This is a genomic window from Escherichia sp. KTE96, assembly GCF_000408525.1.
Classification (GTDB): Bacteria; Pseudomonadota; Gammaproteobacteria; order Enterobacterales; family Enterobacteriaceae; genus Escherichia; species Escherichia marmotae.
On sequence record NZ_KE137149.1, the window covers coordinates 468,127 to 481,931 of the forward strand.

Below are 13,805 nucleotides of genomic sequence, written 5' to 3' on the forward strand. Positions count from 1 at the left end.
AACTGACCCCCTGGGTGAGTTCGGGTTTATTTCACTTCCTCCGTGACATTTTCATGTTCTTGCGGTCTAACACGAAGTGTTTTTAACGTCATTCAGACTGACCGACAACGGGCAGTCTTTTATTACCAGGATAGTTGATCAGGGGTTCACATGCAGGGCACAAAAATTCGACTTTTAGCGGGCGGTTTGCTGGTGATGGCCACTGCTGGCTATGTGCAGGCAGATGCGCTCCAGCCTGATCCAGCATGGCAACAGGGGACGCTCTCCAACGGTTTACAGTGGCAAGTGCTGACCACGCCTCAGCGTCCCAGCGATCGTGTTGAAATTCGCCTGCTGGTTAATACCGGTTCGCTCGCTGAAAGTACACAACAGAGCGGTTACAGCCACGCTATTCCTCGTATTGCGCTAACGCAAAGCGGTGGCCTGGAAGCAGCACAGGCACGTTCATTGTGGCAACAGGGGATCGACCCTAAGCGTCCAATGCCGCCGGTGATCGTCTCTTATGACACCACGCTGTTTAATCTTAGTTTGCCAAATAACCGTAACGACCTGCTGAAAGAAGCGCTCTCTTATCTGGCGAATACGACCGGCAAGCTGACCATCACGCCAGAAACGGTAAACCATGCGTTGCAAAGCCAGGACATGGTGGCAACCTGGCCAGCCGACACCAAAGAAGGCTGGTGGCGCTATCGTTTGAAAGGATCTACCTTGCTAGGTCACGATCCTGCTGATTCGCTGAAACAACCCGTTGAGGCGGCGAAAATTAAAGATTTCTACCAGAAATGGTACACCCCAGATGCTATGACGCTGCTGGTGGTGGGTAATGTTGATGCGCGCTCGGTTGTCGACCAAATCAACAAAACCTTTGGCGAATTGAAAGGCAAACGTGAAACACCGGCACCAGTGCCGACGCTTTCTCCGCTGCGCGCCGAAGCGGTAAGCATTATGACTGACGCAGTGCGTCAGGACCGGTTATCCATTATGTGGGATACGCCGTGGCAGCCGATTCGTGAGTCAGTGGCGCTCCTGCGCTACTGGCGTGCTGATCTGGCCCGTGAGGCGCTGTTCTGGCATGTTCAGCAAGCACTAAGCGCCAATAACAGCAAAGATATCGGCCTCGGTTTTGACTGCCGTGTGCTGTATCAGCGTGCGCAATGTGCCATCAACATCGAGTCGCCAAACGACAAACTGAACAGCAACCTGAATCTGGTTGCGCGTGAACTGGCGAAAGTTCGTGATAAAGGCCTGCCAGAAGAAGAGTTCAACGCTCTGGTTGCGCAAAAGAAACTGGAGTTACAGAAACTGTTTGCTGCTTATGCGCGAGCTGATACCGATATTCTGATGGGGCAGCGGATGCGTTCACTGCAAAATCAGGTCGTCGATATCGCGCCAGAGCAATATCAGAAACTGCGTCAGGATTTTCTTAACAGCCTGACGGTAGAAATGTTAAATCAGGATCTGCGTCAGCAGTTGTCGAACGACATGGCATTAATTCTGCTGCAGCCGAAAGGTGAGCCGGAATTTAACATGAAAGGATTGCAGGCCGCCTGGGATCAAATCATGGCACCATCTACTGCAGCTGCCGCCACATCTGTAGCCGCAGATGATGTGCATCCTGAAGTGACGGATATTCCACCCGCACAGTGATAAATAACCCGGCAGCCTTTCTTCTGGCTGCCGGGATTAACAGTGACGAATAAGTTACCGTGATATACCCGCAGATATTTTTCCTGGCACGGTGGTAGCGTGCGGATAATCATTGACGGCTGTGGTTTATGTAAAAGTAAGCAACCACACGTTTGTGAACGTAACGTGCTAAAGGGATATAAATGCGCTACAAAGCCACACTATTCTTGCTGATAATGATTCTCAGCTTAACGGGTCTCTATTCCTGCAACAAAAACTTCCTCTTGCTATGGGATGCGAATAATATTTATGTCAGTACAAGAGATAATATCGATAAAGACAAGATAAAAATAGAATTCGGTATCAGCGTCAACACGATCAACCGAGAAACGGATGCTGAATTATTTGCTGACAGAGCGAAGTATACAATTCTCTTCGGCGGTAACCTGAAAAACAGGATGATAAACGAATACGGCGAAAATGATTTTCTAATTACCTTCGATGACCGCTGCTATTTATCATTTCGGCAATTTAAAACCAACCGTCGACATCAGCATGATTATTATTTTGACTTCTTTAACAATAATGGGAATGCCTTCGTCACGGTCGAAATTAAAGGCAAAAATCCACTTAAATTTACGCGTAGCATGAATGATATGCGTCAGCAGTTTTCGCTAACCTATAAAGATAGTACTTCTCATCTCTGCAAGGTTATTTCTTCAGTTCCTTCCTGAATACCGGTTCTGGGCAATCACGACCAAAATGTGCCGCCCAGTCAAAAGCTTTACCGTTTTTCACGTAGCGTTGATAAATTAATGCTTCAGTTTCTGGATCAAGATATCTGACCCAACTTGCAGCATGGCATAACACGGCGGCCCATGCCTGGGTTTTGGGGTGAAGTAACCTGGCAGATTGTCCGGCCCATTCCGCAGCTTGCCAGCGGTAATGCAAAAAGTGATTATTTTTGTCAGGCACTGCATTAGCAACACGACGGTTTTCTTTCTCGCCTATCCAACTGCCATTATTAGTGTAGGTATAGGGTGTTGAATATGCGCCACTGGTAATAGCATAGTCGGGATACATTTCGTAGGCGATAAGTTCGATGCCATTATATCGTAATAATCTTGCAGCCTCGTATTGCGCCTGCGCGCGTTGCTTATCAGGGATATTTTTATTTTTTGCTATTGCCATTAAATCAGCCAGTTTTTGTGCGCCCTGGCGATGATCAGGAATATCAAACCAATTGATGGCCTGCTGATATTGACCATGACGTATTAATCGTCTACCTAATAGCGCACGTACTTTAACGTCCGTTGGAATAATATCTGGCGAAAGATAATAATCGTAACGGCTATTATTTAAATCTACAGGCTTTAAAGGGTGCCGAGGTGCTGGTACGTTTTTTTCAACAAACGTCTGTAACTCCGGCAAGGTTAAAACGTTTTCTGCAACCCAGGCTAAATCGGCCCAATAGAGATCTTTAGCCTGGTAAAACAATGCGGTGGCCTGAAGATAATCATCGCGTTTCAATGCCACAATCGCTTGCTCACTGGCAATACGGCAAGATGGGATGGTAACTTTATCACCATGATAATAAGGACTTTCCGGGTTCATACTTCCCCAGACTTCATCGGTAGTGAACAGCGGGGCTGCGCGAGCATAGTGACGCGTTGCCAGTGGAATATCTCCGGCTCGTAATGCCAGTTTTGCTTTTAACCATTCGCTTAAGCCACTTTCTGGTGCATCCTGCAACAGCGTTTGTGCTAACGAATAATTTCCTGCCCGATACGCCAGTGCTGCCAGTCGATCGCTATAACTAAATCCTTTAACCCTGTGTTGACTTAGCAACTTAATTAAACGGTCGCGATGCGTCGGACAGGTATAATCTACAAGGTCTTTAGTACAGGCTTCACTGACATATCCCCAGTCTTGACGAATAAATAGCTCTGCGATTACCAGTTGCTGAACCAGTGGAGCATCAATAACCGACTCCAGCAGTGATAAATTTTTCTCCCTGGTTATATACAGCGAAATCATCCGTAGCGAAGTTTTCCCGGAGAGCGAACCCTGAGCCGCTTGTTGGGCATAAATTTTTACTGCCGCAGCTATATTGCCTTTTCTCAGATAATAATGCCCAAGCTGACCGAGACTGGCGAGAGAGAGCTGTTCAGGATCGGCTGCTCCACTACGGACTTCTTCAATGATTTGCAGATAACGCTGTACGGCCTGCTCAGCAATCTGCTGATTAAAACCACCTTTATTGATTATAAGATCGAGATCGTCGCCAGCGGCATCAAATCCCCCTCTTGCCAGACTATATAACGTAGCAAGCCGCCATTCCCCTTGCTCTGTTTTCGGCAAGGCCAATAGTTGCTGAAAGTATGGGCTATCGTATTTTCCCTGATGAAAATCCTGAGCTCCTGAATAATAAAGTCTCTGCGCATCAGATAATGGCGTCTGCAATTTTTGTGCGATTTCCAGTGTCCGATTTTGCGCAGGAGGCTCAGCATCATTATCTGAATCTGTCTTCATTGCCTCAACGGGCTGCCATATTGGTAAACCAGGATCGCGTTTAACCAATTGTTGTACTTCAAAGACAAAACTGCCATTTGGCATTTCCAGCAGTGCGTTATTGCGGTCAGTTAACAGATGATTGGGAATAAATGGTCCACAGGCATTAACGTTTGTGCTAATTAGTGAGAGCAATACAACAATGGAAAGCTGCGATATTTTAGGGGATAACATTAAACTCTCCTTGTAGTCTTTGATTGCAGCGCGCCCATCCCAGCGGGCTGCTTTCTCCGGCTCGCAGTTGCCTGGCGCTTATCCTTACAAAATGCAGGCTGGATGAGTGAGGTTGCACCTGATAGTGGCTGGCTCCATCAACGAATGGGCAATCGGCATTGGGCAGAATTACTTGTTTCGGCAACGGCGCATCAATTTTTCCGCTGTTTTTAATAGCCAGATCAAAAAGTTGCTCGTCTGCATGTTGAGTAATTATTAACGACCAGCGTGGCGTCAGTGGTTTATGCCGAATCACGGCTTCCAGCGTCGTTAGTGACCAGGCGCGACGATCGCCTGCTAACGGTAGCCGAAACCATACCAGGCCCTGTAATCCACGTGGCGGTTGCTGTTTTAAATATTGAATGAAATCGGCAAGTGTCTGCGGCGACACACTGAGTTCACGCATCTCCCCAGCAACATATAACGGAGCTTCGCTCTCAACGCGATTATCACTGGTGAGCGCGGAACCGTAAGCGGGCAATGCAATGAAAAAAGGATGCGTAGTTTGCCTGGCATATTGCTTTACCCAACGTTGCGCCAGGCTGGCATCGAACAAGCCTTTTTCGGGCGACAGCACGTTATGTACCTGCAAAACCGAAGTATCCGCAATGCGCAATAATCGTGCGAGATGTGGTGATTCAAGCCAGGTGGGCAGGGCGGTTACGCTAAGTTTTATATTTGTAGGAAGCGTCTGATGTAACGCACTAAGTAGTATCAGATAGTCCGGCAATTTTGCTGTTGGCGCGTCATAATCAATTTCCACGCCTGCCAGCGTAATTCCTGCCTTTTGCCACTCACGTTGGGTTTGTTGAATATGCTGGATAATTTGCTGGTTATTAAGCTGTGTAAGCTGACCGTCGAGTCTCGCAACCAGCCAGACCGGGCGACCATCTTGCTTAATAAGCGAAGTATTCACCGCAAAATGTCGGATGCCTTCCTGCGGATGAAATTGCATCCCGAGTATGCGCAGCGTAGAGAAAAGTGGGTGGCTTCGTTTTAATGCCTCGTTATGTTCTGCCGTCCAGATGCGTTGCCAGATATAGACTTGCTGATCAAAGCGAAGCGGCTGTGAGGGGGGAAATAAAATATGCAGCCCGTAACCCAGGCAGATCAGAAGAAGTGAAGCTGCAAAAATCCTTTTGCAAAATGGCATATTGTCACGGCATAAAGATTACCAACAGGACGATAGTGTACTGCCGAAACTATTAACGGAGAACGAATATCTGCCCGTTCTCCGCCAAAAACCATTACGCTGGCATCGCCTCACGCGGGATAATCGCGCCGCGATACTGAATCACGGTGCTGGCAGTCAAATGCCCGCGTTTTGCCGCTTCTTCTGCACTGCCGCCGGTAAGACGTACCGCCAAATAACCGGCGCTGAAAGAGTCGCCCGCAGCGGTGGTGTCGATCACTTTTTCTTTCGGCAGTTTTACCGCCGGAACGTCCACTAACCCTTCGCCCACAATGGACACCAGGCAAGAATCTGCGCCGCGTTTCACCACCACTTCTTTCACGCCCGCGTTATGGGTACGCGCAATGACGTCTTCCACCGGCTGTTGACCCCACAGCGCATCTTCATCATCCAGCGTCAGGAAAGCGATGTCCGTGCATTCCAGCATTTGCTGGTAGACCTGCTGCGTCTCTTCTTTGCTGGCCCACAGGCGTGGACGGTAGTTATTGTCGAAAATTACTTTCCCGCCATTGGCGCGGCATTCGCGCAGCAGAGAAAGCAGTTTTTCGCGACTGGTGGGGCTTAAGATCGCCAGGCTAATGCCGCTCAGATAGAGATAATCAAAATTCGCCAGTTCTGCACAAATCGCTGCCGATTGCTCGCTCTCCAGCCAGAATTTGGCCGCGGCTTCGTTACGCCAGTAGTAGAAAGTCCGTTCGCCGGTGCTGTCGGTTTCAATGTAATAAAGACCCGGCAGACGGTTTTCCATCCGTTGGGTCAGGGAAGTATCGACGTTCTCTCCGTGCCAGGCGTCCAGCATCTGCTGACTAAAACTGTCCGTTCCCAGCGCCGTTACGTAATGAACGGTTAATGCCGCAGGATCGACCTGACGAGCGATGTAGACGGAAGTGTTCAGGGTATCGCCGCCGAAACCGCGCTTAACGTCTGCGCCTTTCTCGGAAAGCTCAATCATGCATTCGCCAATCACGGCAATCTTTTTGGACATAGTCGTGAACCTGATCTGTAAAAAATTAGCGTTAGTTTGCGCTGCGGTGGTTTGTTGGTCAACTATATTAAAACACTGTTCCATTATTTTTTTGAGCCAGAACGTATTCCTGAGAAATTCCGTCGTTGCGCGGGCAAATTAACTCCTCTCTGGCGGTAAAGTTCTGCTGTAGCGCGCCGATAATATTTGTCGAGTCCGGCCAGTATCACTTTTAAACACAGGACATCTTCGATGATAAGGCAGGTTATCCAGCGAATAAGCAACCCTGAAGCAAGCATCGAGAGCTTGCAGGAACGGCGTTTTTGGTTGCAATGTGAGCGAGCTTACACCTGGCAGCCGATTTACCAGACTTCCGGGCGATTGATGGCCGTGGAGCTTTTAACGGTTGTCACGCATCCCGATAATCCTTTGCAACGACTGCCGCCAGATCGTTATTTTGCCGAAATCACCGTCAGGCATCGGATGGATGTGGTGAAAGAACAGATTGATTTACTAGCGAAAAAAGCCGCGTTCTTTGCTGAGCACGGTCTGCTGGCATCGGTTAATATTGATGGTCCTACACTTCTCGCCCTGCGTCAGCGGCCGGAGATTTTACGCCAGATTGACCGTCTTCCCTGGCTGCGCTTTGAACTGGTGGAACACATCCGCCTGCCGAAAGATTCAACATTTGCCTCAATGTGCGAATTTGGCCCGCTGTGGCTGGATGATTTTGGCACCGGGATGGCAAACTTTTCTGCGCTAAGTGAAGTGCGTTATGACTACATCAAAATCGCTCGCGAGTTGTTTGTGATGCTGCGCCAGTCGCCGGAAGGCCGCACGCTCTTTTCCCAGCTTTTGCATTTGATGAACCGCTACTGCCGCGGCGTGATTGTCGAAGGTGTCGAGACTGAGGAAGAATGGGGCGATGTGCAAAATTCTCCCGCATTCGCTGCACAAGGCTGGTTTCTTTCGCGCCCTGCGCCGATAGAAACGCTGGATTCAGTGGCGCTGGCTCTGTAAGCCGCCTCATTTTTCGCCTGGCTGGACTATCTTTAGGACTGGCACAGGAAGAACATGAGGAAGCGAACTATGAGCAAGGCAGGCAAAATAACCGCTGCGATTTCAGGGGCTTTCTTGTTGTTGGTCGTCGTGGCGATCATTTTGATTGCGACTTTTGACTGGAATCGTCTCAAACCGACCATCAACCAGAAAGTCTCTGCGGAATTGAATCGCCCCTTCGCTATTCGTGGCGATCTGGGCGTGGTGTGGGAGCGGCAAAAACAAGAAACCGGCTGGCGTAGCTGGGTGCCGTGGCCTCATGTGCACGCAGAAGACATCATTCTCGGCAACCCGCCGGATATTCCCGAAGTAACGATGGTGCATTTGCCGCGCGTAGAAGCGACGCTGGCTCCGCTGGCGCTGCTGACCAAAACGGTCTGGTTGCCGTGGATCAAGCTGGAAAAGCCTGATGCGCGCCTGATTCGCCTCTCTGAAAAGAACAACAACTGGACGTTCAACTTCGGCAACGATGACAACAAAGACGCGAATGCAAAACCATCGGCGTGGTCGTTTCGGCTGGATAATATTCTGTTCGATCAAGGGCGGATCGCTATTGATGACAAAGTAAGCAAAGCGGATCTGGAGATTTTTGTTGATCCGTTAGGCAAGCCGTTGCCGTTCAGCGAAGTGACCGGATCGAAAGGTAAAACGGATCAAGAAAAGGTGGGCGATTACGTTTTTGGCCTGAAAGCACAAGGGCGCTATAACGGCGAACCACTCATGGGGACGGGTAAAATTGGCGGTATGCTAGCGCTGCGTGGTGAAGGGACACCGTTTCCGGTACAGGCTGATTTTCGCTCCGGTAACACCCGTGTCGCTTTTGATGGCGTGGTGAATGGCCCAATGAAAATGGGCGGCGTCGATTTACGGCTTAAATTTTCTGGCGATTCGCTGGGTGATCTCTACGAACTGACCGGCGTTCTGTTGCCCGATACGCCGCCGTTTGAAACCGATGGCCGACTGGTAGCGAAAATCGACACTGAAAAATCGTCGGTCTTTGATTATCGCGGCTTTAACGGGCGCATTGGTGATAGCGATATTCACGGTTCTCTGGTCTACACCACCGGCAAACCACGACCAAAACTGGAAGGTGACGTCGAGTCGCGGCAGTTACGGCTGGCAGATCTGGGGCCGTTGATTGGCGTTGATTCCGGGAAAAGTGCGGAAAAGTCGAAACGGTCTGAACAGAAGAAGGGCGAAAAGAATGTTCAGCCTGCGGGCAAAGTGCTGCCATATGACCGCTTCGAAACCGATAAATGGGATGCGATGGATGCCGATGTCCGTTTTAAAGGTCGGCGCATTGAGCATGGCAGCAGTCTGCCGATTAGCGATCTTTCTACCCATATCATCCTCAAAAACGCCGACCTGCGCCTGCAACCGCTGAAATTTGGCATGGCGGGCGGCAGTATTGCGGCGAACATTCATCTGGAAGGGGATAAAAAACCGATGCAGGGTCGGGCGGATATTCAGGCTCGTCGGCTGAAACTGAAAGCGTTGATGCCGGATGTGGCGCTGATGCAGAAAACACTGGGTGAAATGAACGGCGATGCTGAACTACGCGGTAGCGGCAACTCGGTGGCGGCGCTGCTGGGAAATAGTAATGGCAACCTGAAACTGTTGATGAATGACGGGCTGGTGAGCCGTAACCTGATGGAGATTGTCGGCTTGAACGTCGGTAACTACATTGTCGGTGCGATTTTTGGTGATGACGAGGTGCGGGTGAACTGCGCGGCGGCGAATCTGGATATTGCCAACGGCGTGGCGCGTCCGCAGATTTTTGCTTTCGATACTGAGAATGCGTTGATTAATGTTACCGGCACGGCAAGTTTTGCTTCGGAGCAACTGGATTTAACTGTCGATCCAGAGAGCAAAGGTATTCGGATTATCACGCTGCGTTCGCCGCTGTATGTCCGCGGAACGTTCAAAAATCCGCAGGCAGGGGTGAAAGCAGGGCCGTTGATTGCCCGTGGTGCTGTTGCGGCGGCACTGGCAACGCTGGTGACACCTGCGGCGGCATTACTGGCGTTGATATCACCTTCAGAAGGTGAAGCTAATCAGTGCCGGATGATTTTGTCGCAGATGAAGAAGTGATGATAATTGCCGGATGTCTGGCATCCGGCAATTAAACAGATTTAGATTGTTGGCAAAGTGTGCTTTGTTCATGCCGGATGCGGCGTGAACGCCTTATCCGGCCTACTAATCCTTGCGAATTCAATACATTGTATGGAAATTCAGGCCTGATAAGCGTAGCGCATCAGGCTTTTCACTCTCTTATTACAACGACTGATGTCGCGTCTCATGCGTCAGCAGCAGAGCGATTAGCGTCAAGCCGGCCATCGCCGCCAGATATAACCCTACCGCACCTAACCCGTAGTGAGTCTGCAGCCAGGCCGCGATATACGGTGCAACGGAAGCCCCGAGAATCGACGATACGTTGTAAGAGAATGATGCTCCGGTGTAACGCACTTCCGTTGGGAACAGCTCTGGCAACAGCGCGCCCATTGGCCCGAAGGTCAGCCCCATCAGACTTAACCCCAGCAGCAGGAAGGCAAAAACCAGAATCGGGTTGCCAGAACCGAGCAGTGGGTTAAAGGCGAACAGTGCGAACAGGATGATCAGTGTGGTGATGATTACCATGCTTTTACGACGACCAAAGGCATCAGCCAGCAACCCGGCTACCGGCACCATCACGCCAAAACCGATTACTGCCATCATCAGCATCCACAGCACTTCATTGCGCGGCAGGCCAAGCCCGACTGGCGCGGCGGCGGTACTGAAGGTCATTGAATAGACGGTCATGATGTAAAACAGCGTATAGGTCGCCAGCATGATAAAGGTGCCGAGTACCGTAACGCGTACGTGTTTGGTCAGCAGCGTACCCAGCGGGATCTTCACCTGCTTTTTCGCTTTAGCGACTTTCTCAAACACCGGCGACTCATGCAGCGACACGCGAACATACAGGCCGATAATCACCAGCACCGCCGAGAAGATAAACGGCACGCGCCAGCCCCAGCTCATAAACTGCTCGTCGGTTAGCAGCCAGGAAAGCAGCAGGAAAGTGCCGTTGGCAAAGAAGAAGCCAATCGGTGCGCCCAACTGCGGGAAGGAGCCATACAGCGCACGTTTACGCGGCGGCGCATTTTCGGTCGCCAGCAGCGCTGCGCCGCCCCATTCACCGCCTAATCCCAGGCCCTGACCAAATCGAGCCAGCGCCAGCAGCAGCGGGGCGAAAATACCAATCGTTGCGTAGCCAGGCAGCAGGCCGATGACCACCGTCGAAATTCCCATCGTTAGCAAAGAGGCGACCAGCGTCGCTTTACGCCCAACGCGATCGCCAAAATGACCAAACACGGCAGAGCCGATGGGGCGCGCGACGAAAGCGATAGCGAAGGTCGCGAGCGACTGTAGTGTCGCCGCCGCCGGATCGCCCTGCGGGAAGAAGATATGCGGGAATACAATAACGGCCGCAGTGGCGTAAATGTAGAAGTCGAAAAACTCAATGGCCGTGCCAATGAGGGAGGCGACAAGGACTTTATTACGCGAGTTGATCGGCGTGTATTCTTGCTCGTTGTCGAGTGTTGTGGCTGTTGCTTGCATAATCTTTTCTTATTTTTTGTCTAACGAATAGCCATATTACGCACAGCAAAAGTGATATTTCAATGTGTAACAAACCACGAAAACGACTAAAAACCAGGCAAAAAGGGGATAATGTTTAGGCTGGTGATTTTTCTTCTATGAAATGCTTCACATAATTTCATAAATAGTCGATAAAACTGGTTTTAGGTTAAATAAAAGTTACCAACTGGATTTATATGCTGGGCTTATGAGTTGGCATGAAATTGTTTGCTCCTGAAGCGATACTGAAGAGGCGCAGGGGGAAGAGTTTCAGGAGGTTATGTGCGCGTTATAGCCGGATGCGATGCTGGAGCATCTTACCCGGCCAGGGGGGAGCCAGACCGAATAAATTCGTAGGCCGGATAAAGCGTTTGCGCCGCATCCGGCATATTTTAATGTTGTGTTTTACCCGGCATTCGCGGGTCATCTTTGTACTCGGCGGTGGCAATCCACGCCGCGCAAAACAGCGTCAGACGGGCGAAGAAGTAGAAAAATGCCATCAGCCCCAGCACGGAACCAAAGGCTGCGCCGGAGGGGGATTTCATCAGCGATGGCAGGGTGTAGGTCATCACAATTTTAATCACTTCAAAACCAATAGCTGCGATGAATGTCCCGCGAATTAGCGCCTTTTTCCGTGGGCGGTGACGCGGCAGCCGCCAGAAGATCCAGAAGAAAAGCAGATAGTTGGCGAAGATGGAAATCGCCAGGCCAATCAATCGCCACGTCGGTTTCAGCCACTCAATGCTATTAAGGTGTAATGCGCTAATAATCATTTGCTGCGCAGAACCGGCAACGGAGGTGATTGAGAGCGTCACAATCAGCGCAATCAACAAGCCAATCAGCGAAATAAAATCACGCAGATATTTAACCCAGAATTTTTCTTGATCTTGCGGCGAACGTTCCCAGACATCACGCGACTGGGCGCGAATCGCTTCACGTAAATTGCCCATCCAGTTGATGCCGGAATAAAGTGCCACCGCCAGGCCAACAAGACCTACGGTAGTACGCTGCTGAACAGCGGTGTTGATGGTGTTTTTCAACGTGGCGGCAAGCGTTGGATCGCTGATGTTTTGCAGAATTTTGTCGAAGATATCCTGTAACAGCATCGGATGCGAAGCCAGCACAAAACCCCCAGCGGCAAACGACACCATCAAAATCGGGATCATCGACAAAAACGAGAAATAGGTGATCGCTGCGCCAAACTGATTACCCAGTCGATCGTTAAAGCGTTCAGTCGCGCGAATCAGGTGCGCGATGATCGGTTGGCGTTGGACTTTTTCGGCGGTGGTGGTGACAGTTTCCAGCACCTGGCTGACTTTGCCGCCTTTATCGCTATTATCCAGATACTTAATCGGCTCATGCTCCAGATCCTGGGTGGGACGTTTGATCTCGTTTTCCTGCGTCATCCGCTCTTTAGTCCTTCAGTCGTTGTCTGTCTTAAAAAGTATAGTCGGTCAGTCCAGGTGCTCTTTCATTACGCCTGCGACCCACTGCATAAACAGGTTTACACGGCGGGAAAGCTCCCGACGCTGAGGGTAAACCAGGGAAATGGAGAGTGGAGCGGCGCGATAGCTGGGCAACACTTCAATAAGCCGTCCGGCGCGCAGGGCTTCGCGCACGGCGATGCGGGGGATCTGAATAATCCCCAGCCCCGCCAGACCGGCGGCGAGATAGGTTTCGCTACTGTTTACCGTCAACATACCGCCGGACTTAAACCACTGGACGCCATGACCACTGGCAACCTCAAAACCCAATGGGTGCACGCCCAGATGTGGCGTGTAATGCACTACCGCGTGTGAAGTCAGATCGTCGGGATTTTGCGGATAACCAAAGCGCGTCAGATAGTGCGGACTGGCACAGTTGACCATCGTCAGTTTGCCGAGTGGACGGGTGATGAGTCCATCGTCGGGTAACGTACCTGTGCGAACCACACAATCAAAGCCATCATGAAGAATATCTACCTGACGGTCGCTGCTGCTTAATTCGAGTTCAATACCCGGATACTGATACAGAAAATCGGGTAACCGCGGCAGCAACAAATTTTTCGCCATTCCGACCGGGATATCGACGCGCAATTTACCGCTGATGCTGGTGGTATCCTGCAAAAACAGGCCGTCCAGTTCGTTGAGATTACTCAACACATCTTTCGCCCGTTGATAATAGGTCATACCATCCGGCGTCAGTTGTACCCGCCGCGTGGTACGCTGGAGGAGCTGGGTGCCAAGCTGGTTTTCCAGTGCCTGGATTTGACGCGAGACGCTACCTTTCGGCAGAGCAAAGAAATCTGCCGCGCGGGAAAAACTTTCCAGCTCCGCGACTTTGATGAACAACTGCATTGCGTGAATTTTATCCATTTCTTTGACCGATTGTTGTTCACAGCGAAACAGTAACGCGCATATCGCATTATTTATTGTTTTTTCTAACATCTAATGCATGATTTCACAACGGTGCAACGCAGAAAGTGAGGATATTTTAGAGAATAAAGGGTGGATTAGCGTTCCCTGAATAGAGAAATAACCAGCAGAAGGTCATAATTTTGACTCATTTCATAAAATGCACAAACAG

General features: G+C 50.4%; 10 protein-coding genes. 4 read left to right on the top strand and 6 right to left on the bottom strand.

All coding sequences use genetic code 11. From position 1 onward, the window contains the following. The first annotated feature begins 150 nt into the window (after positions 1-150). Together A1WG_RS12100 and A1WG_RS12095 are read left to right on the top strand one after the other, a co-directional pair. Entirely contained in the window at positions 151-1,647 is a 1,497-nt protein-coding gene (locus A1WG_RS12100) for a M16 family metallopeptidase (protein ID WP_001517305.1), read from the top strand. A gap of 182 nt (positions 1,648-1,829) precedes the next feature. Beyond that, positions 1,830-2,360: a hypothetical protein gene (locus tag A1WG_RS12095; RefSeq protein ID WP_016242560.1), complete on the top strand. Its 531-nt coding sequence runs from the start codon at positions 1,830-1,832 to the stop codon at positions 2,358-2,360. Here A1WG_RS12095 and A1WG_RS12090 read toward each other — a convergent pair. The 3 genes from A1WG_RS12090 to kdgK all read right to left on the bottom strand — a co-directional run bounded on the left by A1WG_RS12090 (position 2,338) and on the right by kdgK (position 6,587). Then, the gene (locus tag A1WG_RS12090) at positions 2,338-4,371 is read right to left on the bottom strand and encodes a tetratricopeptide repeat protein (RefSeq protein WP_016242561.1); all 2,034 of its coding nucleotides are present in this window, start codon (positions 4,369-4,371) and stop codon (positions 2,338-2,340) included. The two genes, A1WG_RS12095 and A1WG_RS12090, sit on opposite strands and share 23 nt — an antisense overlap. Continuing rightward, a complete protein-coding gene (locus A1WG_RS12085; protein WP_001517302.1) occupies positions 4,358-5,563 on the bottom strand; it encodes a DUF3142 domain-containing protein in 1,206 nt (401 codons plus the stop codon). The genes A1WG_RS12090 and A1WG_RS12085 overlap by 14 nt, the downstream gene beginning before the upstream one ends. Before the next feature lie 94 nt (positions 5,564-5,657). Continuing rightward, complete coding sequence (gene kdgK / locus A1WG_RS12080; protein ID WP_001517301.1) at positions 5,658-6,587, bottom strand: 2-dehydro-3-deoxygluconokinase; 930 nt, start codon at positions 6,585-6,587, stop codon at positions 5,658-5,660. 231 nt (positions 6,588-6,818) lie between these two features. Between kdgK and pdeH the strand changes: the two genes are divergently transcribed. Both pdeH and A1WG_RS12070 read left to right on the top strand, forming a co-directional pair. Further along, entirely contained in the window at positions 6,819-7,586 is a 768-nt protein-coding gene (gene pdeH / locus A1WG_RS12075) for a cyclic-guanylate-specific phosphodiesterase (RefSeq protein WP_000621117.1), read from the top strand. A gap of 69 nt (positions 7,587-7,655) precedes the next feature. Then, a complete protein-coding gene (locus A1WG_RS12070; RefSeq protein WP_001517300.1) occupies positions 7,656-9,716 on the top strand; it encodes an AsmA family protein in 2,061 nt (686 codons plus the stop codon). Positions 9,717-9,899: 183 nt separating this feature from the next. On the opposite strand, the gene A1WG_RS12065 is transcribed toward A1WG_RS12070, so the two are convergent. From A1WG_RS12065 to A1WG_RS12055, 3 genes are all read right to left on the bottom strand, one after another. Further along, positions 9,900-11,222, bottom strand: a complete 1,323-nt coding sequence (locus tag A1WG_RS12065) for an MFS transporter (protein ID WP_001149022.1) — start codon at positions 11,220-11,222, stop codon at positions 9,900-9,902. A 410-nt stretch (positions 11,223-11,632) separates the two neighbouring features. Further along, positions 11,633-12,646, bottom strand: coding sequence for an inner membrane protein YhjD (yhjD, locus tag A1WG_RS12060; RefSeq protein ID WP_001517299.1), 1,014 nt, complete (start codon positions 12,644-12,646; stop codon positions 11,633-11,635). Between the two features lie 48 nt (positions 12,647-12,694). Further along, on the bottom strand, positions 12,695-13,594 hold the full coding sequence (locus tag A1WG_RS12055) for a LysR family transcriptional regulator (protein WP_032159445.1): 900 nt from the start codon (positions 13,592-13,594) through the stop codon (positions 12,695-12,697). Between the last annotated feature and the right edge of the window lie 211 nt (positions 13,595-13,805).

Excerpts from the sequence above, each read along its gene's own strand:
- A1WG_RS12100 (WP_001517305.1), top strand. The coding sequence starts at position 151 with ATGCAGGGCACAAAAATTCGACTTTTAGCGGGCGGTTTGCTGGTGATG.
- A1WG_RS12095 (WP_016242560.1), top strand. The coding sequence starts at position 1,830 with ATGCGCTACAAAGCCACACTATTCTTGCTGATAATGATTCTCAGCTTA.
- A1WG_RS12090 (WP_016242561.1), bottom strand. The coding sequence starts at position 4,371 with ATGTTATCCCCTAAAATATCGCAGCTTTCCATTGTTGTATTGCTCTCA.
- A1WG_RS12085 (WP_001517302.1), bottom strand. The coding sequence starts at position 5,563 with ATGCCATTTTGCAAAAGGATTTTTGCAGCTTCACTTCTTCTGATCTGC.
- kdgK (WP_001517301.1), bottom strand. The coding sequence starts at position 6,587 with ATGTCCAAAAAGATTGCCGTGATTGGCGAATGCATGATTGAGCTTTCC.
- pdeH (WP_000621117.1), top strand. The coding sequence starts at position 6,819 with ATGATAAGGCAGGTTATCCAGCGAATAAGCAACCCTGAAGCAAGCATC.
- A1WG_RS12070 (WP_001517300.1), top strand. The coding sequence starts at position 7,656 with ATGAGCAAGGCAGGCAAAATAACCGCTGCGATTTCAGGGGCTTTCTTG.
- A1WG_RS12065 (WP_001149022.1), bottom strand. The coding sequence starts at position 11,222 with ATGCAAGCAACAGCCACAACACTCGACAACGAGCAAGAATACACGCCG.
- yhjD (WP_001517299.1), bottom strand. The coding sequence starts at position 12,646 with ATGACGCAGGAAAACGAGATCAAACGTCCCACCCAGGATCTGGAGCAT.
- A1WG_RS12055 (WP_032159445.1), bottom strand. The coding sequence starts at position 13,594 with ATGGATAAAATTCACGCAATGCAGTTGTTCATCAAAGTCGCGGAGCTG.